At 73.3% G+C, this 23450-nt stretch carries 21 protein-coding genes; 10 read left to right on the top strand and 11 right to left on the bottom strand.

Annotated features, from left to right (window positions below):
• Positions 1-32: 32 nt before the first annotated feature.
• Genes AB0I32_RS02460 through AB0I32_RS02450 form a run of 3 tightly spaced genes read left to right on the top strand, consistent with a single transcriptional unit; the run spans position 33 to position 4508 of the window.
• Positions 33-1610 (top strand): carboxyl transferase domain-containing protein, encoded by a 1578-nt coding sequence (locus tag AB0I32_RS02460; RefSeq protein WP_357502476.1) that lies wholly within the window; start codon positions 33-35, stop codon positions 1608-1610.
• Between the two features lie 5 nt (positions 1611-1615).
• On the top strand, positions 1616-3568 hold the full coding sequence (locus tag AB0I32_RS02455) for a biotin carboxylase N-terminal domain-containing protein (RefSeq protein WP_357502474.1): 1953 nt from the start codon (positions 1616-1618) through the stop codon (positions 3566-3568).
• On the top strand, positions 3561-4508 hold the full coding sequence (locus tag AB0I32_RS02450) for a hydroxymethylglutaryl-CoA lyase (RefSeq protein WP_357502472.1): 948 nt from the start codon (positions 3561-3563) through the stop codon (positions 4506-4508). The genes AB0I32_RS02455 and AB0I32_RS02450 overlap by 8 nt, the downstream gene beginning before the upstream one ends.
• A gap of 3 nt (positions 4509-4511) precedes the next feature.
• Here AB0I32_RS02450 and AB0I32_RS02445 read toward each other — a convergent pair whose 3' ends face one another.
• The 3 genes from AB0I32_RS02445 to AB0I32_RS02435 form a co-directional block, all read right to left on the bottom strand.
• Entirely contained in the window at positions 4512-5108 is a 597-nt protein-coding gene (locus tag AB0I32_RS02445) for a hypothetical protein (RefSeq protein ID WP_357502470.1), read from the bottom strand.
• 27 nt (positions 5109-5135) lie between these two features.
• On the bottom strand, positions 5136-6662 hold the full coding sequence (locus AB0I32_RS02440; protein ID WP_357502468.1) for a WXG100 family type VII secretion target: 1527 nt from the start codon (positions 6660-6662) through the stop codon (positions 5136-5138).
• Positions 6663-6774: 112 nt separating this feature from the next.
• Positions 6775-7677, bottom strand: a complete 903-nt coding sequence (locus tag AB0I32_RS02435) for a LysR family transcriptional regulator (RefSeq protein WP_357502466.1) — start codon at positions 7675-7677, stop codon at positions 6775-6777.
• Positions 7678-7752: 75 nt separating this feature from the next.
• Here AB0I32_RS02435 and AB0I32_RS02430 point away from each other — a divergent pair, with 75 nt between their 5' ends.
• Complete coding sequence (locus AB0I32_RS02430; RefSeq protein WP_357502463.1) at positions 7753-8979, top strand: MFS transporter; 1227 nt, start codon at positions 7753-7755, stop codon at positions 8977-8979.
• A 78-nt stretch (positions 8980-9057) separates the two neighbouring features.
• Positions 9058-10059: a glucose-6-phosphate dehydrogenase (coenzyme-F420) gene (fgd, locus tag AB0I32_RS02425; RefSeq protein ID WP_357502461.1), complete on the top strand. Its 1002-nt coding sequence runs from the start codon at positions 9058-9060 to the stop codon at positions 10057-10059.
• 45 nt (positions 10060-10104) lie between these two features.
• On the opposite strand, the gene AB0I32_RS02420 is transcribed toward fgd, so the two are convergent.
• Together AB0I32_RS02420 and AB0I32_RS02415 are read right to left on the bottom strand one after the other, a co-directional pair.
• Positions 10105-10758 (bottom strand): response regulator transcription factor, encoded by a 654-nt coding sequence (locus AB0I32_RS02420; RefSeq protein ID WP_357502459.1) that lies wholly within the window; start codon positions 10756-10758, stop codon positions 10105-10107.
• Entirely contained in the window at positions 10755-11894 is a 1140-nt protein-coding gene (locus AB0I32_RS02415; RefSeq protein WP_357502457.1) for a sensor histidine kinase, read from the bottom strand. Before AB0I32_RS02415 ends, AB0I32_RS02420 begins: the two co-directional genes overlap by 4 nt.
• 146 nt (positions 11895-12040) lie before the next feature.
• Between AB0I32_RS02415 and AB0I32_RS02410 the strand changes: the two genes are divergently transcribed.
• The 3 genes from AB0I32_RS02410 to AB0I32_RS02400 are packed head-to-tail and all read left to right on the top strand — an operon-like array spanning position 12041 to position 14747.
• Positions 12041-12487 carry a hypothetical protein gene (locus tag AB0I32_RS02410; RefSeq protein ID WP_357502455.1) on the top strand — a complete coding sequence of 149 codons (447 nt, stop codon included), beginning with the start codon at positions 12041-12043 and terminating at the stop codon, positions 12485-12487.
• A complete protein-coding gene (locus AB0I32_RS02405; protein WP_357502453.1) occupies positions 12484-14037 on the top strand; it encodes a multicopper oxidase domain-containing protein in 1554 nt (517 codons plus the stop codon). The genes AB0I32_RS02410 and AB0I32_RS02405 overlap by 4 nt, the downstream gene beginning before the upstream one ends.
• 20 nt (positions 14038-14057) lie before the next feature.
• A complete protein-coding gene (locus AB0I32_RS02400; protein WP_357502451.1) occupies positions 14058-14747 on the top strand; it encodes an HAD hydrolase-like protein in 690 nt (229 codons plus the stop codon).
• Positions 14748-14759: 12 nt separating this feature from the next.
• Here AB0I32_RS02400 and AB0I32_RS02395 read toward each other — a convergent pair whose 3' ends face one another.
• On the bottom strand, positions 14760-16130 hold the full coding sequence (locus AB0I32_RS02395; RefSeq protein WP_357502449.1) for an FAD-binding oxidoreductase: 1371 nt from the start codon (positions 16128-16130) through the stop codon (positions 14760-14762).
• A 202-nt stretch (positions 16131-16332) separates the two neighbouring features.
• On the opposite strand from AB0I32_RS02395, the gene AB0I32_RS02390 reads away from it, so the two are divergent.
• Positions 16333-17112, top strand: coding sequence for a sensor histidine kinase (locus AB0I32_RS02390; protein ID WP_357502447.1), 780 nt, complete (start codon positions 16333-16335; stop codon positions 17110-17112).
• Positions 17109-17777: a response regulator transcription factor gene (locus AB0I32_RS02385; RefSeq protein ID WP_357502445.1), complete on the top strand. Its 669-nt coding sequence runs from the start codon at positions 17109-17111 to the stop codon at positions 17775-17777. Before AB0I32_RS02390 ends, AB0I32_RS02385 begins: the two co-directional genes overlap by 4 nt.
• Before the next feature lie 57 nt (positions 17778-17834).
• On the opposite strand, the gene AB0I32_RS02380 is transcribed toward AB0I32_RS02385, so the two are convergent.
• From AB0I32_RS02380 to AB0I32_RS02360, 5 genes are all read right to left on the bottom strand, one after another.
• Complete coding sequence (locus tag AB0I32_RS02380) at positions 17835-18362, bottom strand: O-acetyl-ADP-ribose deacetylase (protein WP_357502443.1); 528 nt, start codon at positions 18360-18362, stop codon at positions 17835-17837.
• Positions 18359-18859: a GNAT family N-acetyltransferase gene (locus AB0I32_RS02375; RefSeq protein ID WP_357502440.1), complete on the bottom strand. Its 501-nt coding sequence runs from the start codon at positions 18857-18859 to the stop codon at positions 18359-18361. Before AB0I32_RS02375 ends, AB0I32_RS02380 begins: the two co-directional genes overlap by 4 nt.
• A 249-nt stretch (positions 18860-19108) precedes the next feature.
• The gene (locus AB0I32_RS02370) at positions 19109-20449 is read right to left on the bottom strand and encodes a DUF6596 domain-containing protein (protein WP_357502438.1); all 1341 of its coding nucleotides are present in this window, start codon (positions 20447-20449) and stop codon (positions 19109-19111) included.
• 11 nt (positions 20450-20460) lie between these two features.
• Positions 20461-20841 (bottom strand): YciI family protein, encoded by a 381-nt coding sequence (locus AB0I32_RS02365; protein ID WP_357502436.1) that lies wholly within the window; start codon positions 20839-20841, stop codon positions 20461-20463.
• A gap of 104 nt (positions 20842-20945) precedes the next feature.
• A complete protein-coding gene (locus tag AB0I32_RS02360) occupies positions 20946-23423 on the bottom strand; it encodes a DNA topoisomerase IV subunit A (protein ID WP_357502434.1) in 2478 nt (825 codons plus the stop codon).
• Between the last annotated feature and the right edge of the window lie 27 nt (positions 23424-23450).

Here is a 23450-nt window from a genome sequence, read left to right as displayed (position 1 = left end):
GCCAGGGGTTAACGATCATTAACCAGCGGACTATGCTGCGACACGTGGCCATCAACACCGCCGTTGGAACGGACCTCCGCACCCTCACCGCGCAGCTGCGCGACCGCCTCGCGCGCGTGCGCGAGGGCGGCTCGACCGCGGCGCGCGAGAAGCACACGGCCCGCGGCAAGCTGCTCGCCCGCGACCGGGTGGACCGCCTGCTCGACCCCGGGTCCGCGTTCCTGGAGATCGGGGCGCTCGCGGCCTACGACATGTACGGCGGCGAGTGGGCGGTGCCGAGCGCCGGCATCGTCACCGGGATCGGGCGGGTGGCGGGGCGCGAGTGCGTGATCGTCGCCAACGACGCCACCGTCAAGGGCGGCACGTACTACCCGGTGACGGTGAAGAAGCACCTGCGCGCGCAGCAGATAGCCGCCGAGAACCACCTGCCCTGCATCTATCTGGTGGACTCCGGCGGCGCGTACCTGCCGATGCAGGACGAGGTGTTCCCCGACCGGGAGCACTTCGGGCGCATCTTCTACAACCAGGCGAACCTGTCCGCCCGCGGTATCCCGCAGGTCGCGGCGGTCATGGGCTCGTGCACCGCGGGCGGTGCGTACGTGCCCGCGATGAGCGACGAGGCGGTCATCGTCCGCGACGAGGGCACCATCTTCCTCGGCGGCCCGCCCCTGGTGCAGGCCGCCACGGGCGAGATCGTGACGGCGGAGGAGCTCGGCGGCGGCCTGGTGCACACCACGACGTCTGGCGTCGCGGACCACCTGGCCGACGACGACGCGCACGCCCTGCGCATCGTCCGCGAGATCATCGGCACGACCACCGGCGCGGCACGGGTCCCGAGCCTGGAGCGGGTGGTGCCCGAGGAACCGGAGCTCGACCCCGACGGCCTGTACGACGTGCCCGCCGATCCCCGGACGCCCTACGACGTGCGCGACGTGATCCGCCGCATCGTCGACGGCTCGCAGCTCACCGAGTTCAAGGCCCGGTACGGCGAGACGCTGGTGTGCGCCTTCGCCCGTATCGACGGGTACCAGGTCGGGATCATCGCGAACAACGGCATCCTGTTCTCCGAGTCGGCGCTCAAGGGCGCGCACTTCGTGCAACTCTGCGACCAGCGGCGCATCCCGCTGGTGTTCCTGCAGAACATCGCCGGGTTCATGGTCGGAAAGGAGTACGAGCACCGCGGCATCGCGAAGGACGGCGCCAAGCTCGTCACCGCAGTGGCCTGCACGTCGGTGCCGCGGTTCACCGTGGTGCTCGGCGGCTCGTTCGGCGCCGGGAACTACGGCATGAGCGGCCGCGCCTACGACCCCCGGTTCCTGTGGATGTGGCCCGGCGCCCGCATCTCCGTCATGGGCGGCGAGCAGGCGGCGTCGGTCCTCGCGACCGTGCAGCGCGACCTCGCCGACGCCCCGCCCGAGCAGGTCGAGGCGTTCAAGGACCCGATCCGCGCCCAGTACGAGGCCCAGGGCAACCCCTACTACGCCACCGCCCGCCTCTGGGACGACGGCGTCATCGACCCCGCCGACACCCGCCGCGTCCTCGCGCTCGGCCTGGCCGCCGCCGCGAACGCCCCGATCGCCGAGCCGTCCTACGGCATCTTCCGGATGTGACCGACATGCCCAACACCCTCCTGATCGCCAACCGCGGCGAGATCGCCCTGCGGATCGTCCGCACCGCGCGCCGCCTCGGGCTGCGCACGGTCGCCGTCTACTCCGACGCCGACGCCGCCGCGCCGCACACCCGCGCCGCCGACGTCGCCGTCCGCATCGGCCCGACACCCGCCGCCGAGTCCTACCTGTCCATTCCCGCCCTGCTCGCGGCCGCGAAGGAGACCGGCGCCGACGCCGTCCACCCCGGGTACGGGTTCCTGTCCGAGCAGGCCGAGTTCGCGCGCGCCGTCATCGGTGCCGGGCTGACCTGGGTGGGGCCGCCGCCCGACGCGATGGACGCGATGGGGCGCAAGGACACGGCACGCAGGATCGCGGGGAAGGCGGGGGTGCCGGTCCTGCGCGAGGTCTCGGTCTTCTCGCTCGGGGACGACGGGTTCGCCGTCCCGGTGAACGTCACCTATCCCCTCCTGGTCAAGGCCGCTGCCGGGGGCGGCGGCAAGGGCATGCGCATCGTGCACGGCAGGGACGAGCTCACCTCGTCGATCGCCGCCGCCCGACGCGAGGCCGCCGCGGCGTTCGGCGACGACACCGTGCTCCTGGAGCCGTACGTCGAGCGCGGCAGGCACGTCGAGGTGCAGGTCCTCGCCGACGAGCACGGCAACGTGCTGCACCTGCACGAGCGCGACTGCTCCGCGCAGCGCCGGCACCAGAAGGTGCTGGAGGAGGCCCCCGCGCCCGACCTGGACCCGGCCCTGCGTGACCGGCTGCACGGCTGGGCCGTGGACCTGGCGCGGGAGGTCGGCTACACCGGGGTGGGGACGGCGGAGTTCCTGGTGGATGTCGGGGTCCCGACAGGTTCGGCGGGAGGCGCCTGGTTCCTCGAGATGAACACCCGTCTCCAGGTCGAGCACCCCGTCACCGAGGAGGTCGTCCGCGTCCGCGGCGAACGCCTCGACCTCGTCGAGCAGCAGCTTCGCGTGGCGGCGGGGGAGCCGCTGGGCTTCGCCCAGGACGACGTCGCCGTCACCGGCCACGCGATCGAGGCGCGCATCTACGCCGAGGACGCGTTCGGCGGGTTCCTGCCGCAGGCCGGGACGGCGACGCGGGTGCGGTGGCCGGGGGCTCCGGGCGTACGGGTCGAAGCCGGGATCGAGGACGGCACCGTCGTCCCCGCCGCCTACGACCCCATGGTCGGCAAGGTCATCGCGTTCGGCGCCGACCGCGAGGCAGCCCGGCGCGGCCTCGTCGCGGCCCTCGACGCGACCGCGATCGGCGGCCTGGTCACCAACACCGGGTTCGTGCGGGCGCTCGCGGGCTCCGACGCGTTCCGCGACGGCGAGGTGCACACCGCATGGCTGGACACCCACCCGCTGCCCGCCCCGGACCCGGCGTCCGCCATGGTGGCGGCCGCCTGGACCGTCGCCGCGGCCGCGGCAGCCGACGGCGGAGACGGCTGGCGCCTCGGCGGGCCGCCCGCCGACACCTGGGTCGAGCTGGACGACGCGGTGCTCCGCGTGAGCACCGCCCGGGGCGAGGTGCGCCGTGCGGGCGAGCCGCCGACGTCGTGCCGCTCCGTGGGGGACGGGCTGCTCGCGCTGGACGGCGTGACCGCGCGGTTCACGGTCGACGTGGGCCCGCGCTCGGTCGAGGTGAGCACCCGCGGGCACACGTTCCGGTTCGTCCGGCCGAGCGCTTCGAGCGTCGCGGCGGCCGACCTGTCCGACGGCGTCGTGCTCGCCGCGATGCCCGGCACGCTGGCCCGCGTCGAGGTGCGGGACGGTGACCTGGTGGTCGCCGGGCAGTCGCTCGGCGTGCTGGAGGCGATGAAGATGGAGGTGGCGCTCCTGGCACCGGCGGACGGCGTGGTGCGCGTCCGGGCGGCGGCCGGCGACCAGGTGGCGGCGCGGCAGGTGCTCTTCGAGATGGAGCCTGAGTCGGAGGAGGAGAGCGATGCCTGAGCAGCTCCGGCGTCCCCAGGTGGTGCCCGACCCGAGCCTGCCCGACCGCGTGACCATCTACGAGGTGGGCCCGCGCGACGGCCTGCAGAACGAGAAGGCGGTGGTCCCGGCGGCGGTGAAGGTGGGCCTGGTCGAGCGGCTGCTCGACGCCGGCCTGCCGTACGTCGAGGCCACGAGCCTCGTGCACCCGCGCTGGGTGCCCCAGCTGGCCGACGCAGAGGAGGTGCTCGCCGCGCTGGTGGACCGGCTCGGCGACCGCGCCCGCGACCTGCCCGTCCTGGTGCCCAACGAACGCGGCCTGGAGCGGGCGTACGACCTCGGGCTGCGGCACATAGCGGTCTTCGCCAGCGCGACCGACACCTTCGCCCGGCGGAACCTGAACCGTTCCCTGGACGAGCAGTGGGCGATGTTCGAGCCGGTCATGACGCGGGCGCGTGCTGCTGGGATGCGCGTGCGCGCCTACGTGTCGATGTGCTTCGGCGACCCGTGGGAGGGCGACGTGCCGCTGGACCAGGTGGTCGCTGCGGGCAAGCGGCTCATGGACCTCGGGGCGGAGCAGCTCTCGCTCGGCGACACGATCGGCGTCGGGACGCCGGGGCACGTCGTCGCGCTCCTGGACGCGCTGAACGCCGCCGGGCTGCCCGACGACGTGCTGGCGCTGCACGCCCACGACACCTACGGCCAGGCGCTCGGCAACGTCGCGGCAGCGCTGCGGCACGGCGTGACGACGTTCGACACGTCGGCGGGTGGGCTCGGCGGGTGCCCGTACGCCGAGTCGGCCACGGGGAACCTCGCCACGGAGGACCTGCTCTGGATGCTCGACGGGCTCGGGATCAGCACCGGCGTCTCCATGCCGCGCCTGGTCGAGGCCGGGACCTGGCTGGAGGGGCACCTGGGGCGACCGTCGCCGAGCCGGGTACTGCAGGCCCTGCGGGGTTAGCCCTCAGCCCGCGGTCTCGACCACGTCCCGCACGTAGAACTTGTACCAGAGCCGGACCGGCGTGCCCGGGCCGTCGCCCACGGCCATGCTGGGCTTGATCGACGTGGACACCTCACCGGCCGCGCCGTTGTAGTTGGCATCCGTCCGGGACCGGTTGATGTCGGCGGTCTCGGCCCACTTCGCGGTCTCGGCCCATTCGGCGACCTGGGTGGCGTCGACGCCGAGCAGGCCGGCGTCCGCGGCCATCCGGTCGGCGGCGGCCTGCCCGTCGGCCTCGGTCCAGAACAGGTCGACGGAGTCCACGTAGCCGTGCCGGGTGCTCACCGCCATCTGCTCGGTACGCCCCGACCAGGTTCCGGTGGGGAGCGTCAGGCTGACGGTGGCGTCGTCGGGGACGGCGACCTCCACCCGCTTGTCGTCCGGGAGTCCTAGAGCCTCCGCCTCGAGCGGCCGTGTCAGGTCCCACTGCATGCTGTTCCCCTCTCCGAATAGCTGGGCGCCGTCGTCGTCCCGGCCGCCGCCGACGCTGACGGTGCAGCCGGTCGTCGCCGCGAGGGCGAGGGCCGTGGCCGCCGCGAGGATCACCTGTCGTACGGACATTGGTCCACCCTGTCATGAGGCCAGGCGTCACTGGTCGACATCGACGCCCCAGTCCGTCGCGAGGTCCTCGGCTATGCGGCCGAGCCGGTCCGGGTTGGTGAGCCGGTAGCCCTCGATGCGCTCGGAGACGTCGGTCCGCAGGATCTCCTCGGCGCGAGCCGGGTCGTTCGCGATCAGGTCCTGGTACGCGGGCAGCGTGTCGTTGGAGACGTAGTCCCAGCGCTGCTCGCGATCCGCGATGTTGCCGTCCGGCAGTGGTGTGCTGACCGAGACCGACCCCTGCGTGGGGTTGTCGAAGGAGACGTCGGTGAACGGGATGCCGATGTTCTCGGGCCCGGGGGTCTCCACGGTCACGGTCAGCGGGTTGTACTCGCCGAACGTCTGCGTTCCGGGGATCGACGCCTCGCCGACGAGAGTCATCATGTAGGTCATCGCCTCGCCGGTCACCGGGTGGTTCCGCATCTCGTCGTAGTCGTCGGCGATGATGTGGTTCTGCTCGCGGCCCAGGAACTGGGTGTTGCCCTCGGTGACGCGTGTCGGATCGCCGGAGTCGATGTCCACCCACGAGTCGTACGTCGCCTCGTCGATGGCGCCGGAGTCGTACATCCGCTCGATCTCCGCCAGGCCGCCGTGCTCGTAGGCGGCGTGCATGGAAGCCTGGTCGGCGAAGATCTCCTGCTGCATCTCCAGGAAGGTGGTCTCGTAGAAGCGCAGGTCCTCGTCGGTCATCGCGGCGACCTGCTCGATCAGGACGCCCTGGGGAAGTCCGTTGGGCAGGTGCTGGATCACCTCGCCCCCGATCTCGAAACCCTGTGCGATGTCACGGAACATGGCCAGGTCCTGGAAGCCCGCGGCGAACGAGGGCCCGATCATCGCCGCCATCCCGGCCCACTGCAGGTCCGGGTTCTCGAGGTAGAGCTGGGCGTAGTACTCGTAGACGGCCTCGATGTTCTCGCGGTTGGCCTGCGCGCCCTGGCTGGGGTCCCATGCGAGGAAGTCGATCCCGGCGTCCTGGGCCGCCTGCCGGGTCCAGTGCTCGCTGGCGACGGGGCCGGCGTCCGGTCCCGGGTACAGGCCCTGAGCCTCCATCGCGGCCAGGAGGGCGGCGATCTCCTCGTCGGTGGCGGTCGCCAGCCACTCCTCGCGCTCTGCGGGCGAGAGGTCTGTGTACTCGTCGGGGGTGAGGGGAGTCGTGGCGACCTGGGCACCGGGTCCACCCGGGGCTCCGCCCGGCGCGGAGCCGGTGCCGGTACCGCTCGTGCCGGAGCCGCCCCCGGCGAGCCCGGCGTCCTCGCTGGTCCGCTCCTGGCTGTCGGCGTTCCGGTCCAGCGTGTCGCCGGCCTCGGTGAGCGTGTCGATCGCCGCGGACATGTTGGCGCGGTGCACGCTGGACCACTCGGCGCGGAACTCCTCGCCGCTCGGGCCGAACCAGTCCACGTCGTCCATCAGCGCGTCCACCTGGGCGCGTGCGGTCTCGAGGGTCTGCGTGTTGTTCCGCACGGCGGTGGCGAGAGCCCTCAGCTGGGCGACGTCCGCGCCCCACAGCTCGCCCATGGGTACCCCGCTCCGCCGGTCCGCCGCTCACCGGTGATCCGGTGGGCCCTTGGCCGGTTGCCCCCGGCAGCCCGAACGTAGCCGGACACGGTCAGGGGCGCCATGGGTAGACCTACCCACCGGCCGCCGTCAGCCGGTGCAGCAGCGCCAGCGCGGCCTCGACCGGGCGCGTGGTGCGCGGCCGGCAGACGGACCGGAGCGAGAACGGGATGCTCACGTCGAGGGGCCGCGTCACGGCACCCGGTGCGGGCTGCAGCACGAACGTCGGTACGACGGCGACGCCGAGCCCGGCGGCGACGAACCGCGAGACGAGCCCCATGTCCGGGCTCTCGACGACGACGTCCCGGTGCAGCCCGCGCGCGGCCAGCAGCCGTTCGAGGACCACCCGGTGGCCGAACCCCGGCGGGCCGTCGACGAACGGCTCGGCGACGAGCTCGTCGAGCGAGAGCGTGTCGCGCCGCGCCAGCTCGTGGGCCTCGGGCACCACCGCCACGAGCTCGTCCACGAGGATCTCGTGCGTGCGCAGACCGTCGAGGTCGGCGAGCGGCAGCCCGGTGATCGCGAGGTCGAGGCGGCCGGCGCGGACGTCCTCCGCGAGGCCCGTCGAGCCGGTGGGAGACGCCACGACGCTGAGCGTGACGCCCGGGTAGAGCTCGTGGAACCGCCCGGCGAAGGCGGGGGCGTCGACCACGTCGGAGTTGGGGAAGACACCGAGGCGCAGCCGCCCCCGCAGCCCGCTCTCGGCTGCGGTCACGACGTCGAAGACGCGGTCCACGGACTCGACGGCGGCGCGCGCCTCGGGCAGCAGAACACGACCGGCGTCGGACAGCTCGACCCGCCGGGTGGAGCGCACGAAGAGCGTGGCGCGGACCTCGCGCTCGAGCGTGCGCACGCCCGCTGACACCGCCGACTGGACGGTCTGCAGCCGCTGCGCGGCGCGCGTGAAGCTGCCCTCTTCCGCGACGGCGATGAAGTACTCCAGGTGCCGGGTGTCCATCCGTCGAGTATCGGTCATATATCGCACCTGGCGATAAGTGCGATCGGAATGATTCGCTTGTGTGGATTAATGGGACGGTCGCAGACTGCGGAGGTGATCACCGCGCGCTCTGTCCCCGCACCCGCCGCTCGACCCGCCTCCGCCGGTGCACGCCGCCACGGCGCCGGGTTCTGGCTCACCGGCCTCACGTTCCTGCTGCTCATGGCGTTCGCGGCGGTGCCGAGCCCGCTCTACACGCTCTACGCGGCCCGGGACGGGTACGGCCCGTTCACGGTCACGGTGGTCTTCGCGGCGTATGCCGTGGGGGTCATCGCCAGCCTGTTCTTCGTGGGGCATCTGAGCGACCGGGTGGGCCGCCGCCCGCTGATCCTGCTGGCGGTGACGCTGGAGCTCCTGGCCGCCGTGGGCTTCCTGGTCCGGGACGACCTGGCGGGCCTCCTCGTGGCCCGCGTGGTCTCGGGCGTCGGCATCGGAGCGCTGACCGCCACGGCCACCGCCTACCTCTCGGAGCTCGACGGCGCCCGTTCCCGGCCCGCGCCGGGACGCGCCGCCGTCGTCGCCACGGTGGCGAACCTGGGCGGGATCGGCCTGGGGCCGGTCCTGTCCGGGCTGCTCGCGGCGCCGTCCGCCCACCCGCTGGTGGTGCCGTACGCGGTGTTCGGGGTGGCGATGGCCGTGCTCCTGGTCGCCACGCCGTTCGTGCCCGAGACCGTGCCGCACCGGCCGGGGCTGCGGCCCTACCGGCCGCAGCGAGCGGCGATCGGCAGCGAGGTGCGCGGCCGGTTCGTGGCCGGCGCCGTCGGCGCGTTCACCGGGTTCGCCGTCCTCGGTCTGTTCAGCTCGGTGGCGGCGTCGTTCGTCCGCGACGAGCTGGGGCAGCCGTCCCTGATCGTCGCGGGCGCCGTCGCGGGCGCGCCGTTCCTGGCCGGCGCGCTCGGCCAGTCCCTCCTGGCCGCCGCCACGCAGCGGGTCCAGCTCCGCTGGGCGGCGGTCCTCATCGTCGCGGGCCCCGCCGCGCTGTTCGGCGGCGTCGTGCTGGCCTCGGTGTGGCTCTTCGTGGCGGGCGGCCTGCTGGCCGGCGGGGGCGCGGGGCTGCTGTTCAAGGCCGCCCTCGGCCGGACGGCGGCCATGGTGGCGCCCGAGGAGCGGGCGGAGGCGCTGGCGCTCGTCTTCCTCGTCGCCTACGCCGGGCTGGTGGTCCCGGTGCTCGCGGTCGGCGTCGGCCTGGTGTACCTGCCCGCGCCGATGGTCCTCGGCGTCTTCGCGGTGCTCGTCGCGCTGGCCGGCGGGTGGTCGGCGTCGGCGATGAGGCGTTCCTGATCGGGGGCTGACCAGGTCGGATGTGACGTGCGCGACGCGGGGGTTCACCGGACGGCGATCGAGCGTAGGGTCTCAGATGTGACTCTGAAGATTGGGTACAAGGCGTCCGCCGAGCAGTTCGGGCCGCGCGAGCTGGTTGAGCTCGCAGTACGCGCCGAGGAGGTGGGACTGGACAGCGCGATGGTCTCCGACCACTTCCTGCCGTGGCGGCACGAGGGTGGCCATGCGCCGTCGGCCCTCGCCTGGCTCGCCGCCGCGGGGGAGCGCACCTCGCGCATCCAGCTCGGCACGAGCGTGCTGACCCCGACGTTCCGCTACAACCCCGCCGTCATCGCCCAGACGTTCGCGAGCCTGGCGCTGCTGACCGAGAACCGCGTGATCCTCGGCGTCGGGACGGGCGAGGCCCTGAACGAGATCGCGGTCTCGGGCCGCGAGTGGCCCGAGTTCAAGGAGCGGTTCGCGCGGCTGCGCGAGGCCGTGCAGCTCATGCGGGCGCTCTGGACCGAGGACAGCGTGGACTTCAAGGGCGACTACTACGAGCTGGTCGGGGCCCAGATCTACGACCGGCCCGAGAACCCGGTGCCCGTCTACGTCGCGGCGGGCGGCCCGCTCGTGGCCAAGTACGCCGGGCGCGCGGGCGACGGCTTCATCTGCACCTCCGGCAAGGGGATGGATCTGTACACGGAGAAGCTGCTGCCCGCGGTCGCTGAGGGCGCGGCCAAGGCGGAGCGCGACGTCGCGCAGGTCGACAAGATGATCGAGATCAAGATCTCGTACGACCGCGACGCCGCCACCGCGCTGGAGAACACCCGGTTCTGGGCGCCGCTGTCGCTCACGCCCGAGCAGAAGCACAGCGTCCACTCGGCGACCGAGATGGAGCGCCTGGCGGACGAGCTGCCGATCGAGCAGGTGGCGAAGCGCTGGATCGTCGCGTCCGACCCGGAGCAGGCGGTCGAGCAGATCAAGCCCTACGTCGACGCCGGTCTGAACCACCTCGTGGTGCACGGCCCCGGCCAGGACCAGGAGCGGTTCCTCACCCAGTTCAGCGAGGACGTGCTGCCGCGCCTCAAGGCGCTGTGATCCAGAGACTCTGAACCCGGCCTGACCGAGCGGGGCTCGTGCGGCTCACGGCTGCACGAGCCCCGTCTCGTAGGCGAGGATCACCAGCGCCGCCCGGTCCCGCGCGCCGAGCTTGGCGAGCAGCCGGCTCACGTAGGTGCGTGCGGTGGCCGGGCTGAGGTAGAGCTCGCGGGCGATCTCGTCGTTCGTCAGCCCGCGGCCCAGCTGCTGCAGCACCTCGCGCTCGCGTTCGGTGAGCCCGGCGAGCCGGCGGTCGTCGGGCCGGAGCGCCGGGGCGGCGGCGACCGCGCGCAGCACGGTGGCCGTCACCCCCGGGTCGAGCAGCGACTCGCCCGCCGCGACCACGCGGACGGCGCGGCGCAGCTCGGCCGGTGCGACGTCCTTGAGCAGGTAGCCGGCCGCGCCTGACCGGATCGCCTCGAAGACGTGCTCGTCCTCGTCGAACGTGGTCAGGATCAGCACCCGCACGTCCGCCAGTGCGGGGTCTGCGACGATCTCCCGGGTCGCGGCCAGCCCGTCCAGGCGCGGCATCCGGATGTCCATGAGCACGACGTCGGGCCGCAGCTCCCGCACCCGGGACACCCCGGCCTGCCCGTCGGCGGCCTCCCCGACGACGGTGATGTCGCCCTCGCTCTCCGCCAGGGCGCGCAGCCCCGCGCGCACGAGCTCCTGGTCGTCCACCAGGACTATGCGAATCATGCTTCTCCTGTCTCCAGCCGGAGGGGCAGGTCGGCCGCCACGACGAACCCGCCGCCGGGTGCGTCGCCCGCGGTCAGGGTTCCGCCGAGCAGGGCCACGCGTTCGCGCATGCCCGAGATCCCGGTGCCGGGCACGAGGCCCGGGCCGGCGCCGCGGCCGTCGTCGGCCACCCGGAGGGCCAGGCGGCCGTCAGTTGCCTCCCCGGAGACCACGACGCGGCCGGCCCCGGCGTGGCGCAGCACGTTGGTGAGCGACTCCTGGACGACCCGGTAGGCGGCGGCGTCGATGGCCCCGTCGAGGGTTCCGGCGGGCACGTCGAGCTCGACGTCGACCACGAGCCCGGCCGCACGCGCCGAGGCGGCAAGGGTGTCGACGCCGGCCAGGCCGGTCGGCGCGGAGTCAGGGCCGCCTGCCGGACCGCGCAGCAGCCGGACCGTCGACCGCAGCTCGTGCAGCGTGCCCGACGTCGCCTCGCGCACGTGCCCGAGTGCACGCCGGGCCGCGTCGTCGTCCCGGCCGACGGCCTCGGCGGCCACGCCGGAGTGCAGGGCGATCACCGACAGGTTGTGCCCGACGACGTCGTGCAGGTCCCGGGCGATGCGCAGGCGCTCCGCCTGCAGCCGCTGCTCGGCGGCGCGCGCCTCGTGCTCGCGTGCCTCCCTGGACAGGCGCACGGCCACGCCGAGTGCCACCGCCGCCGCGACCAGTGCCACGTCCGTGACGAGCTCGTACGGCGCCAGGGCCTCCTCGGGGGTGTTCCCGACGGTTCGGTAGTACGTCGCGACGGCCACCAGCGTGGCGCCCGCGCCGATCGCCCAGCCCGTACGCCGTAGCTCCGCCGCCGAGTAGATCGCCGCGACCGCGGGCAGCGCCGTACCGATGGGCGCGAACTGGAGCGCGTAGTAGGTGAACACGCCCAGCACCGTCAGCACGAGCATGGTGCGCGGCGCCCTGCGCCGCAGCAGGACCAGCGCCCCGAAACCCACCGCGAACAGGTACGCCCCCGGGCCGGCGTGCCGCACGGCATCAGGGTCCGCGGCGATGACCACGGCGACCACCAGGGCCATGGCGAGCGCCAGGACGACGTCGGTGACGCGCGGGTCGACGGCTCGCGGGGTGGCGCTCGGTTCGGACACACCGTCACCCTACGGACGGGTCGGCCCTGAGGCATCGTCCCGGAGCCCTCCGGCCGCGAAGTCAGGGTTCCTGTCGCCTCCGGGCGACACCGGGAGACGATCCAGGGCCGATGTGGGACGGGTACCCCGGCGGGCACCGTCGAGGCATGACATCTCAGCACCTTCCCCCTCAGCCCTCGCCCCGGCCGCAGCCCGCGCCGAACGCGCCCGCCGTCCCGTGGGCGGTGGTCGCCGGCCTCTCCGCGCTGGCCCTGCTCTGGCCGCTGACCGGCCTCACCGGCGTGCTCGGCACGGGCGCGCCCCGGGCGTTCGCTGTCATCGGCATCATCGCCGCCGTATGGATCGGCGTCGTCGGCCTGGGCCGCGTGCCCCGGCCCGTGCTCACCCTCACGCTGACCGGCCTGGCCTACGGGCTCGTCGGCGTCGTGCTCGGGCAGCTCGTCCCGGCGCTCGCCGGCTTCGGCGGCCCCGGCGGCGCGGGCGTCGAGCCCGCGTGGACGATCATCCCGGCGCTGCTCATCGACTCTTTCGTGGGTCTGCTCGCGGGTCTGGTCGCGGCCGGCGTGCAGCGTCTGCGCGGGGCCGGCCGATGAGGCGGGCCGGAGCCCAGGCGGCCGGTCCTGCCGCCCTCGCGCTCGCCCTCGCCCTTGCGGGCTGCGGCGCGATCCCCGGCTCGGTCACACCTGTCGACGAGACCGGGTTCACGAACGAGCTCGCCATCCCGCCGCTGGCGCCGTCGCGGGTGGTGGACGGCACGCGGGTCTTCGAGCTCACCGCGCAGGAGGGGACCACCGAGTTCCGGCCGGGAGTCCAGACCGAGACGTGGGGCTTCAACGGCTCCTATCTCGGGCCGACGCTGCGTGCCGAACGCGGTGAGCGGGTCGCCGTCGACTTCACGAACGAGCTCGGTGAACCGACCAGCGTGCACTGGCACGGCATGCACCTGCCCGCCGCCATGGACGGCGGACCGCACCAGGAGGTCGGACCGGGTGCCACGTGGCGCCCCACCTGGGAGATCGACCAGCCGGCGGCCAGCCTCTGGTACCACCCGCACCCGCACGGCGTCACGGAGGAGCACGTGTACCGCGGCCTCGCGGGCATGTTCCTCCTGGACGACGACGCCTCACGCGCCGCCGCCCTGCCGCAGGAGTACGGCGTCGACGACGTCCCGGTGATCGTGCAGGACAAGGTGTTCGACGACGACGGGCAGCTCGAGCTCGAGGACAACGGCAGCGAGCCCGGCACGCTCGGCGGGACCGTCCTGGCCAACGGCACCGCGGGTGCTTACCACGAGGTCACCACCGAGCGGGTGCGGCTGCGCCTGCTCAACGGGTCGACCGCACGGACCTACCAGCTCGGCTTCCAGGACCGGGACCTGGAGCTCGTCGCGACCGACGGCGGGCTGCTCGACGCGCCCGTGACCCTCGAGCAGGTACGGCTAGCCCCCGGGGAGCGCGCCGAGGTCGTCGTCGAGATGGAGCCGGGCGAGACCACACGCCTGCACTCGTTCGAGGCCGACCTGGGCGGCGTCGTCGTACCGTTCGCGATGGGCGGCAACGACGCGTTCGACGTGCTGGAGCTCCGGGCCGCCGACGAGCTCACGCCGTCACCGGAGCCGGCCTGGGAGCCGTCGGTCCACGCCGCGCAGGACGCGCTGCACGAGGACTCCGCCGCGGTGACGCGCACGTTCGCGCTCGACGACCGCCAGATCAACGGGCGCCGGATGGACATGGGCCGCATCGACGAGGTCGTCACCGAGGGCGACACGGAGATCTGGGAGGTGCGCAGCGTCGTGCCGATGCCCCACAGCTTCCACGTGCACGACGTGCAGTTCCGCGTCCTGTCCGTCGACGGCGACGCACCACCGCCCGAGCTGGCCGGCCCCAAGGACACCGTGTACCTCGAACCGAACCGCACCTACCGGCTGCTCATGCGGTTCGACGACTACACGGACCCCGACGTGCCCTACATGTTCCACTGCCACATGCTGCTGCACGAGGACGAGGGGATGATGGGGCAGTTCGTCGTCGTCGGACCGGGGCAGGAGGCGGGGACGCCGCCCGGTGGACACGGAGGCGGGCACGGGGACGGGCACGGTGATGCGCACGGCGGCGCCGCGGACGCCCACACGGGGCACCACTGAACGTGTGGCACGCTCGGGACGTGACCCTCTCCCTTCCTCGCCGCATCACGCACGTCCTGCTCGACCTCGACGGCACCCTCACCGACTCGGCCCCCGGCATCATCGCGTCCCTGCGCGTCGGGTTCGCCGACGCCGGAATCGACGTCCCCACCGACGCCGTCCTGCAGACCTTCGTCGGCCCGCCGCTGGGGGCGAGCATGACCGCCATCGGGCTGTCCGACGCCGACGCCGACGCAGCGATCACCGCCTACCGCCGCGACTACGAGAAGCACGGCCTGTTCGACAACTCGGTCGTCCCCGGCTTCCCGGAGGCGCTCGCGGAGCTGGGCGAGGCGGGGGTGACGCTCCTGGTCGCCACCGCCAAGCCGGAGCACTACGCGCGGCAGGTCGTGGAGCACTTCGGGCTCGACCAGTACCTGGAGGGCGGCCTCGACGGCGTCCACGGCGCGTCCGGGGAAGCGGCAGGCCTGGTGGAGGGCAAGGAGGTGGTCGTGGAGCGCGCGCTGGCCCACGCGGTGGCCCTCGGCGCCGACGCCGGGCAGACGGTGATGGTGGGCGACCGCGAGCACGACGTGCACGCGGCCGCCCACCACGGCGTCCCGACCGTCGGCGTGACCTGGGGCTACGCGGCGCCCGGCGAGCTGGAGGCGGCCGGGGCCGCGGCGCTCGCCGCGACGCCGGCGGAGCTGGCCAAGCTGCTCACGAGCTGACTCGCCCGCCGCCTAGATGTGCGCCGGCGGGATGTTGTGGCCGCGGCCGAAGACGTTCCCGGGGTCGTACCGGCGCTTGGCAGCGGCCAGCCGGGCATAGGTCTGGGGCGGGTAGGCGGTCGCGACGTCGGCGGGTGTGTCCGAACCCTGGAAGTTGAGGTAGACGCCGGTCCCGTGCCGGGCGACGTCGGGCCACGCGGCCAGGGCGGTCTCCTCGTCGGCCGCCGTGGCGTCCTCGGGGAGGAAGGCGGCGCAGACGATCATCGCCTCCGCGTCGCGGTGCGCGAACGCGGTGGCCTCGGCGGGCACCCGGCCGAAGGCGCCGCCGAGGCTGCGGAGCACCGTCGCGCTGCCGCCGCGGTGGACGGCCACGGCGGCGGCCATGACGTCGTCGTCCAGGCGGGGGACGAGCGCGTTGCGGGACAGCAGGCGACCGCCCGGCGGCCGGTGCGCGGTCGCGAGGACGTCGGCGTACCGCATCACGCGCACGTCGTCGGCCAGCACCTCGCCGATGGCCCGGAGCGGTCCGACCGACCGCAGGGGGCCGGCGGCGTCGTCCGCGTAGCAGAGCGTCACCGTCGCCGATGCCGGGGCGCCGAACATCGGCGGCATCAGCGCGAGGGTGCTGGTCAGGGACTCGGGGGCGGTGCGCATGTGGTCGCGCCAGGCGGCGACGAGCCGTGCGGGGTCGTCGGCGCGGTAGGTGAGGGTGCCGAAGTGTACGAGGGGCACCGGCTCGGCGACGAAGTCGAAGCTGACGACCACGCCGAAGTTGCCGCCACCGCCGCGGATCGCCCAGAACAGGTCGGCGTGCGCGTCCGCGGTGGCTTGGAGCACGCGGCCGTCGGCCGTGACGACCCGGGCCGCCATGAGGTGGTCGATCGCCAGGCCGTGCTTGCGGACCAGCCAGCCGATGCCGCCGCCGAGCGTGAGCCCGCCGACCCCGACGCCCGCGGTGTCCCCGGCGGTGAGGCCGAGCCCGTGCGGGTCGAGCGTCCGCATGACGTGGCCCCAGCAGGCGCCGGCGTCCACGCGGACCAGGGTCCTGTCGGGGTGCGTGTTGTCGGGGTCGGCAGCGTCGGGGGCGAGGAGCTCGACGGAGTCGAGGTGGGCCAGGTCCAGGACCAGCCCGCCGTCGTTGGTGGCGGCCCCGAGGAGGCCGTGGCCCCCGGAACGGACGGAGAGGGCGAGTCCCTCCCGCTGCGCGTACCGGATCGCGGACGCGACGCCCGCGGCGTCGCGCGGCCGGACGACGAGCGCGGGCTTCCCGCTCGCGAAGAAGGTGGTCGCCGCGTCGGCGTACCCGTCGTCGTCGGGCAGCAGGACGTCGCCGCGCAGCCCGTTCGTGCCGCGCAGCTCGTTCGTCAGGTGCTGGTGGGTCACCGGTCACTCCTCGGTGGTGGGTTCGGGTGGTGGTCCTCCGATCCTTCGCCGGACGCCCCCGGAACTCGTCGTCCAGCGGGCTACACCTGCGGCTGTCGGCCAGGCCGTAGCGCGGCCCCCGGGCTGCTCCCCGGGGAGTAGCGCTGGAGTACTCCCTGCGGGGGATGCGTGCGGCGGCCGCCCCGCCATAGGCTCGACGACCATGCGCACCGATCAGGGCTGGCAGCGGTTCTACGCCGCGGGCTGGCTCGCCACCGCCGGCGTCGCCACCGTCGCGTTCGTGCTCTGGCGTGCGCACCTGCGCGAGGTCGAGGAGCGCGCGGACGAGGCGGAGCGCACGCGCGAGGAGGTCGCCCGCCGACGCGCCGCCGAGATGCGGCTCCACATCGCGCGCGAGCTCCACGACTCGCTGACGCACAGCATCTCGGTGATCAACGTGCAGGTAGGGGTCGCGGCCCACCTCGCCCGCAAGCGCGGTGAGGAGCCTGCCGCGGCGCTGCTCGCCATCCAGGAGGCGAGCACCGACGCGGCCCGGGAGCTCCGGTCCACCCTCGACACGCTGCGCCGCGACGACGACGGGGCAGGCGCCGGCCTCGACCGGCTGCCCGCGCTGATCGACCGCGCGCGCTCGTCCGGTGTGCCGATCACCGTCGCCGTCGAGGGGACGGCGCGGCAGCTGCCGCCCCACGTCGACCAGACGGCGTACCGCGTCGTCCAGGAGGCGCTGACCAATGTCAGCCGGCACGCCGGCGAGGCGACGGCGACAGTCCGCCTCGCCTACGGCCCCGGCCTGCTGACCGTGCAGGTCGACGACGACGGCTCCGCGGCCCGGAGGCCGCCGGTGCCCGGCCACGGGCTGATCGGCATGCGGGAGCGGGTCGCGGCCCTGGGCGGGCGCCTGCACGCCGGACCCGGGCCGACGACGGGGTTCTCGGTGGTGGCCGAGTTGCCGACGGGGCCTTCGGCGGGGGGCCGCGCATGATCTCGGTGGTGCTCGTGGACGACCAGCACCTCATCCGCTCCGGGATCCGCGCGCTGCTGGACAGCGAGGACGACCTGACCGTCCTCGCCGAGGCGGGCAACGGCGAGGAGGGGGTCGCTGCCGCCGTCGAGCACCGGCCCGACATCGTGCTGATGGACGTGCAGATGCCCGTGCTGGACGGCATCGAGGCGACGCGCCGCATCGTCCAGGACGACCGGCTCTGCGACGTCCGGGTCGTGATGCTCACCAACTACGGTCTGGACGAGCACGTGTTCCGCGCCCTCCGCGCCGGGGCCGCGGGGTTTCTGCTCAAGGACGCCGACCCGGCGAGCCTCCTGCAGGCGCTGCGGGTCGTCACGCGCGGGGACGCGCTGCTGTCGCCGTCGGTCACCCGGCAGCTGATCAGCGAGTTCGTGGCCCGGCCGCCCGACCTGCTCTCCTCACCGGACCTCGATCTGCTCACCAACCGGGAGCGTGAGGTGGTGGCGCTGGTCGCGCACGGGCTCAGCAACGACGAGATCGCGGAGCGGATGGTGCTCAGCCCGACGACCGCGAAGACCCATGTGAGCCGCGCGATGACAAAGCTGCACGCCCGCGACCGCGCCCAGCTCGTGGTGCTCGCGTACCGGTCGGGGCTCGTCTCGCCGCGGGTGCGGCAGCCCTGACGAGCGGACATGACCGGCGGACCCGGCCGGACGGCGCCCGCGTGCGTCAGGTTGTCGTCATGCCGCACCGAGCGCCTCGTCGAACACGTCCCGCAACCGCTCGTCGAGCACCACGAACCGCACGTCCTGGGGACTGGCCTCCGGATGCTCGGCGAGCCAGCCGCGACAGGTCATGACGGCGACGCGTGCGACGTCGGTGGCGGGCCAGCCGTAGGCACCCGCACTCACCGCCGGGAAGGCGACAGTCCGCACGTCCAGCTCGGCGGCGACGTCGAGCGAGCGGGCGAAGCACGACGCGAGCAGGGCCGGATCGTCCTGGCCGCGGTGCAGGTTCGGCCCGACGGTGTGGATCACCCACGAGGCCGGCAGGTCGAACGCCGGGGTGGCGACGGCGTCGCCCACGTCCAGGCCGTCCCGGTGGGTGGTGTTGCGCAGTCGCCGGCACGCCTCGAGCAGGCGCGGCCCGGCCGCGGCGTGGATGGCGCCGTCGACCCCGCCGCCACCCAGGAGCAAGGAGTTCGCGGCATTGACGATCGCATCGGCCTCCACGCGGGTCAGGTCACCGATCTCGACGGACAGTGTCATGCGTGTGCTCCTGACGACGGGCTGGCTGCTGTGCTGACAGGCGTGCTGGTCGGTGTGCCGGCCGGGGTGCTCGCTCCGCGGCCCGGGCGTTCCATCCAGGTGTACTGCGGGTCGACCGGTGCCCAGCCGAACTGTACGTAGAGGCCGCTGGCGTCAGCGGTCGCGAGCAGCGTGCGGCGCAGGCCGAGCGGCTCCAGCTCCGCGACCACGCCCGCGATCAGGAGCTTGCCGACGCCCTGGCCGCGCACGGCCGGGTCGACGACGACGTCGGCGAGCCAGGCGAACGTCACGCCGTCGGTCACGACGCGCGCGAACGCGACCTGCTCGCCCGTGTCGCGGCGGAAGACGCCGTAGGGCCGGGAGCCCGCTATGGCGGCGTCCATGACCTCGCGCGAGCGGCCCGTTCCCCAGTAGGTGTCGGTGATGAGCTCGTGCACACGGACGGGATCGACGCGGGCAGGGTCGGTGGAGAACTCGTAGGTCGAGTCGTCGTTCATGGAACGGAAGTCAACCACCGGTCACTGACACCGGCCGAGCGGAATTTCCGGGCAGGGGCCTTGTCGATCGCCTCGCCTGGGTTCCGTGCAAGCGACCGAACTCAGCGACTTCGGTCGCTTGCTCTGAGATCGGTCAGTCAACCGACCGATCTCAGAGCAACCGACCGATCTCAGAGCAACCGACCGATCTCAGCGTGCCGGTGCTGCAACAGACCGAACTCGCCCGCAGCAGGAACCGACGTCCGGCGCCTATCGGGCGTGCCTGCGGCAGAACTCGCGCAGCGGGCCGGCCGGGATCACGTCCAGCAGCTCGCGGTAGCGAGCGGCCGCCTCGTCGCTCCGGCCGGAGTGACGGGCGAGGTCCGCGAGGGCGAGGCTCGCATCCCGGGCGGCGTACGGCGGCCCGTCGGCGACCAGCTCCTCGAGCTCGCGCTCGATCGCGCCGATCCTGTCACCAGCACCAGCCCCAGCCCCAGCATCAGGCCCAACCCCAGCACGAGCCCCAACCCCAGCCTCAGCCCCAACCCCAGCCCCAGCCCCAACATCAGCCCCACCGTCGCGCAGAGCGATCCGGCCCAGCACCACGAGGCGCGCGACCCGGGTCGCCGGCGACGGCCAGACCCGGAGCAACGCGTCGTAGAGCTGAGCCAGCCGGACCCAGTCGGTGTCCGCCGCAGTACGAGCCGCGGCGTGCACCCCCGAGATCGCGGCCTCCAGCGCGAAGCGGCCCGGATGCCGAGGACCCGCTCCGCCGGTGGCGATCGCCGCCGTGGCGTCGTCCAGGCCCGCCGAAAGGAGCCGCTGGTCCCACGCCGAGCGGTCCACCTCGTCGAGGGGGAGTGCGACGCCGTCGCGCACGCGGCCCGGGCGCCGGGCCAGGCCGAGGCGGCACACGGCGCGCAGACCGAGCACCTCTGGATCGTCCGGGTACTCCGCGACGAGCGCCTCGACGAGCGTCAGCGCGTCGCGGGCCGGGTCCTGCGTGGCGTCGGCGGGCTCGATCCCGTCCCGTTGCCCGACGGTGAACAGGCCTGCCACGCACGCGAGCACGACGGGCAGCCGCGCGGTTCGTGCGGCGCCGTCGGGCACTGCGAACTCGCCGCGGGCCCTGGCCAGCGCCGACTTGGCGCGGGTGAGCCGTGCGGCCGCTGTCGCCTCCGCGATGCCGAGGTGGGCAGCGATCTGCCGGACGGTGAGGCCGCAGACCACCCGCATCGCCAGGACGAGCTGGGCGCCGGAGGGGAGCGCGTCGTCGCACGCGACGAAGAGCAGCGCGAGCCGGTCGTCGAGGTCGCCGCCGGGCGCGCCCGGGCCGGTCGGCACGTCCACTGCGGCCACCTCCGGGCGAGCGATCTGGGGCTGGAGCCGCGTGAACACCGCCTGGTGCCGGACCGCGTCGAGCCACGTCCGGCGCCCGACCTGGACGCACCAGGCGACCAGGTCGTCGATGGCGCCGTCGGGCTGGGCCGCGGCCCGCGCGAACGCCTCAGCGGCGTACTCCTCACCGGAGTCCAGGCTGCGCGTCGTCACGGCGAGCGACCGCACCACCTGAGGCCAGGCGGTGCGGAACGCCGCGGGGTCGATCGGCACTGAGCGGTGCCCTAGGAACCGAAGTTCATGACCTTGCGCCACTCGATCACGTTGCCGGTGGGCACGAGGGCCGCGATCTTGCGCGCCGTGGCCTCGTCGCACTCGAACTGGTAGAAGCCGGTGATGACCTCGTTGGTGTCGGTGAACGGTGCGTCGGTGTAGACGGGCTCGGCCCCGTCCTTGCCGGGCGCGACCCACCCGCCGTACCTGGCGTTCTGCAGTGCGGCGGCGCTGACCATCTTGACGCCGAGCTCTTCGACGGCCTGCATGAAGCGCCCGTGCGCCGCCATGTCCGGGTCCTCGGAGGGGTCTCGCCCCTTCAGGTTCTCCGGAAGGTAGGCGTCCGAGTCCCAGTCGTTCTCGCGGATCAGGAAAACCCAGCTGTCAGTCATGTCGAGCTCCTCGTTACTGGAATGTTGACACGCCTTGGACGGGCGAGCGACGCCAGAATCGACAACCTCGACAGAACTGGTCCGACGGAACCAGTACCGCCGGGTCAGCCGATCACCGAGATCGGCACCGCGATCGGGGTCCCGGACCCGTCTCGCCGCTCGTCCACCTCGGGCAGCTCGACCGGCTGCCCGCCGGCCCCGAGCGCCCGCGGGGGAGTGGCGCCCACCCAGGCAAGGATGAGTCCGTCCTCGCCCTTGAGCAGGCGCTGCGACCGCACACCGCCCGTGGCGCGCCCCTTGCCCGGGTACACCGAGAACGGCGTCACCTTGCCGGCGCCGGCCTCGATCCCCGGCAGTGCGTCGCCCGCTCCGGCGATGGTCACCACCGTGGCGTCGACCCCGGCCGGGACCGCGCCGAAGAACACCACCTTCCGGTCCGCGGCCAGCTTGATCCCCGCCATGCCGCCCGCTGCTCGACCCTGCGGCCGTACCGACGAGGCGGGGAAGTGCAGCAGCGACGAGTCGTCGGCCACGAAGACCAGCTCGTCGTCGTCGGACACGACAGCGGCGCCCACCACGGTGTCGCCGTCCTTGAGCGCGATCACCGGCCACTCGTCGCCCTTCGCCGGGGCGTCCGACGGCGCTATCCGCTTGACGATGCCCTGCGCCGTGCCGACGGCGATGGTCGGCGCGTCCGGGCCGAGCGCGGTCACGGCCCGCACGGTCTCGCCGGGCTGCAGCTCCACGAGCTCGCTGACCGGGATACCGCCGGACAGCGACGGCGCGCCGTCGGTCGGCGGCAGCGAGGGCAGGTCGAGCACGGAGATGCGCAGCATGCGGCCGGCCGAGGTCACCAGACCGACCTGACCGCGGGTCGTCGCGGCGGTGTCACCCCGCAGGGCGTCGTGCGCCGCACGGTTGCCCTCGCGCGACACCGGGACGTCGTCCGGGAGGCGGGCCAGCAGGCCCGTCGCGGACAGCACCACGCGGGTCGGGAGGTCCTTGATCTGCAGGTCGATGGGTTCGACGCTCTTCTTGCGCCCGTTCGCCGGGGCCTCGGCCACCGAGCCGACGGACCCGCCGGCGGAGTCGAGCAGCACGGTGCGGCGCGGCGTGCCGTACGTCTTGGCCACCTCGCTCATCTCGGTGCTGACGACGCGGCGCAGGAGCTTCTCGTCGCCGAGGATCTGCTCCAGCTCGGCGATCTCGCGGCGCAGCTCCTCGGCCTCCTTCTCCAGCTCGATGCGGGAGAACTTGGTGAGGCGGCGCAGCTGCAGGTCCAGGATGTACGACGCCTGGGGCTCGGACAGGTCGAAGACCTCGCGCAGGCGGTCGCGGGCGATGCCGGCGTCGTCGGACGACCGGATCACCTGGATGACCTCGTCGATGTCGACGATCGCGACGAGCAGGCCGTCCACCAGGTGCAGCCGCTCGAGGCGCTTGTCCAGGCGGTACTGCGACCGGCGCCGGACCACCGAGATGCGGTGGTCCACCCAGACCCGCAGCATCTCGACCAGGCCGAGCGTGCGCGGCTGGCCGTCGACGAGGGCCACGTTGTTGATGCCGAACGAGTCCTCGAGCGGCGTGACGCGGTACAGCTGCTCCAGCACGGCGTCGGGGTCGAAACCGGTCTTGACCTCGATGACCAGGCGCAGCCCGTGCGTGCGGTCCGTGAGGTCCTGCACGTTGGTGACGCCCTGGATGCGCTTGGCCTTGACGCCGTCGGCGATCTTCTCGACGACCTTCTCCGGACCCACCAGGTAGGGCAGCTCCGTGATGACGATGCCCTTGCGGCGCGGGGTCACGCTCTCGATCCGCGCGGTGGCCCGGGTGCGGAAGCTGCCGCGGCCGGTGCGGTACGCGTCGCGCACACCCTCCAGGCCGACGATCTTGCCGCCGGTGGGCAGGTCCGGACCCGGGACGAACCGCTGCAGGTCCTCGAGCGTGGCCTCTGGGTTCTTGATCAGGTGCTGCGCCGCGGCGACGACCTCGACGAGGTTGTGCGGAGCCATGTTCGTCGCCATGCCGACCGCGATGCCGGACGCGCCGTTGACCAGCAGGTTCGGGATCGCGGAGGGCAGCACCTCCGGCTGGGTGAGCTTGTTGTCGTAGTTCGGCACGAAGTCCACGACGTTCTCGTCGAGCCCCGTGGTCATCGCCATCGACGACGCCGCCAGGCGCGCCTCCGTGTACCGGGGCGCCGCGGGACCGTCGTCGAGCGAGCCGAAGTTGCCGTGCCCGTCCACGAGCGGGAGCCGCAGCGAGAAGCTCTGCGCGAGCCGCACGAGGGCGTCGTAGATCGGGGCGTCACCGTGCGGGTGGAGCTTTCCCATCACCTCGCCCACCACGCGCGACGACTTCACGTGCGCGCGGTCGGGGCGCAGCCCCATGTCCGACATCATGTAGAGGATGCGGCGCTGGACCGGCTTGAGGCCGTCGCGCGCGTCAGGGAGGGCCCGCGAGTAGATGACGGAGTACGCGTACTCGAGGAACGAGGCCTCCATCTCCGAGGCGACGTCGATGTCCACGACCTTCTCGTGGATCTCGCTCTCGTCGAGCGGCTGCGACGGCTTGCGCGCCATGGTTCGTGGGGCTCCTGGAATCTGGGG

The organism is Promicromonospora sp. NPDC050249, from assembly GCF_040656015.1.
Taxonomy (GTDB): Bacteria; Actinomycetota; Actinomycetes; order Actinomycetales; family Cellulomonadaceae; genus Promicromonospora.
Note: the sequence above shows the minus strand (reverse complement) of the source record. Positions and strands in the feature narration are given on the sequence as shown.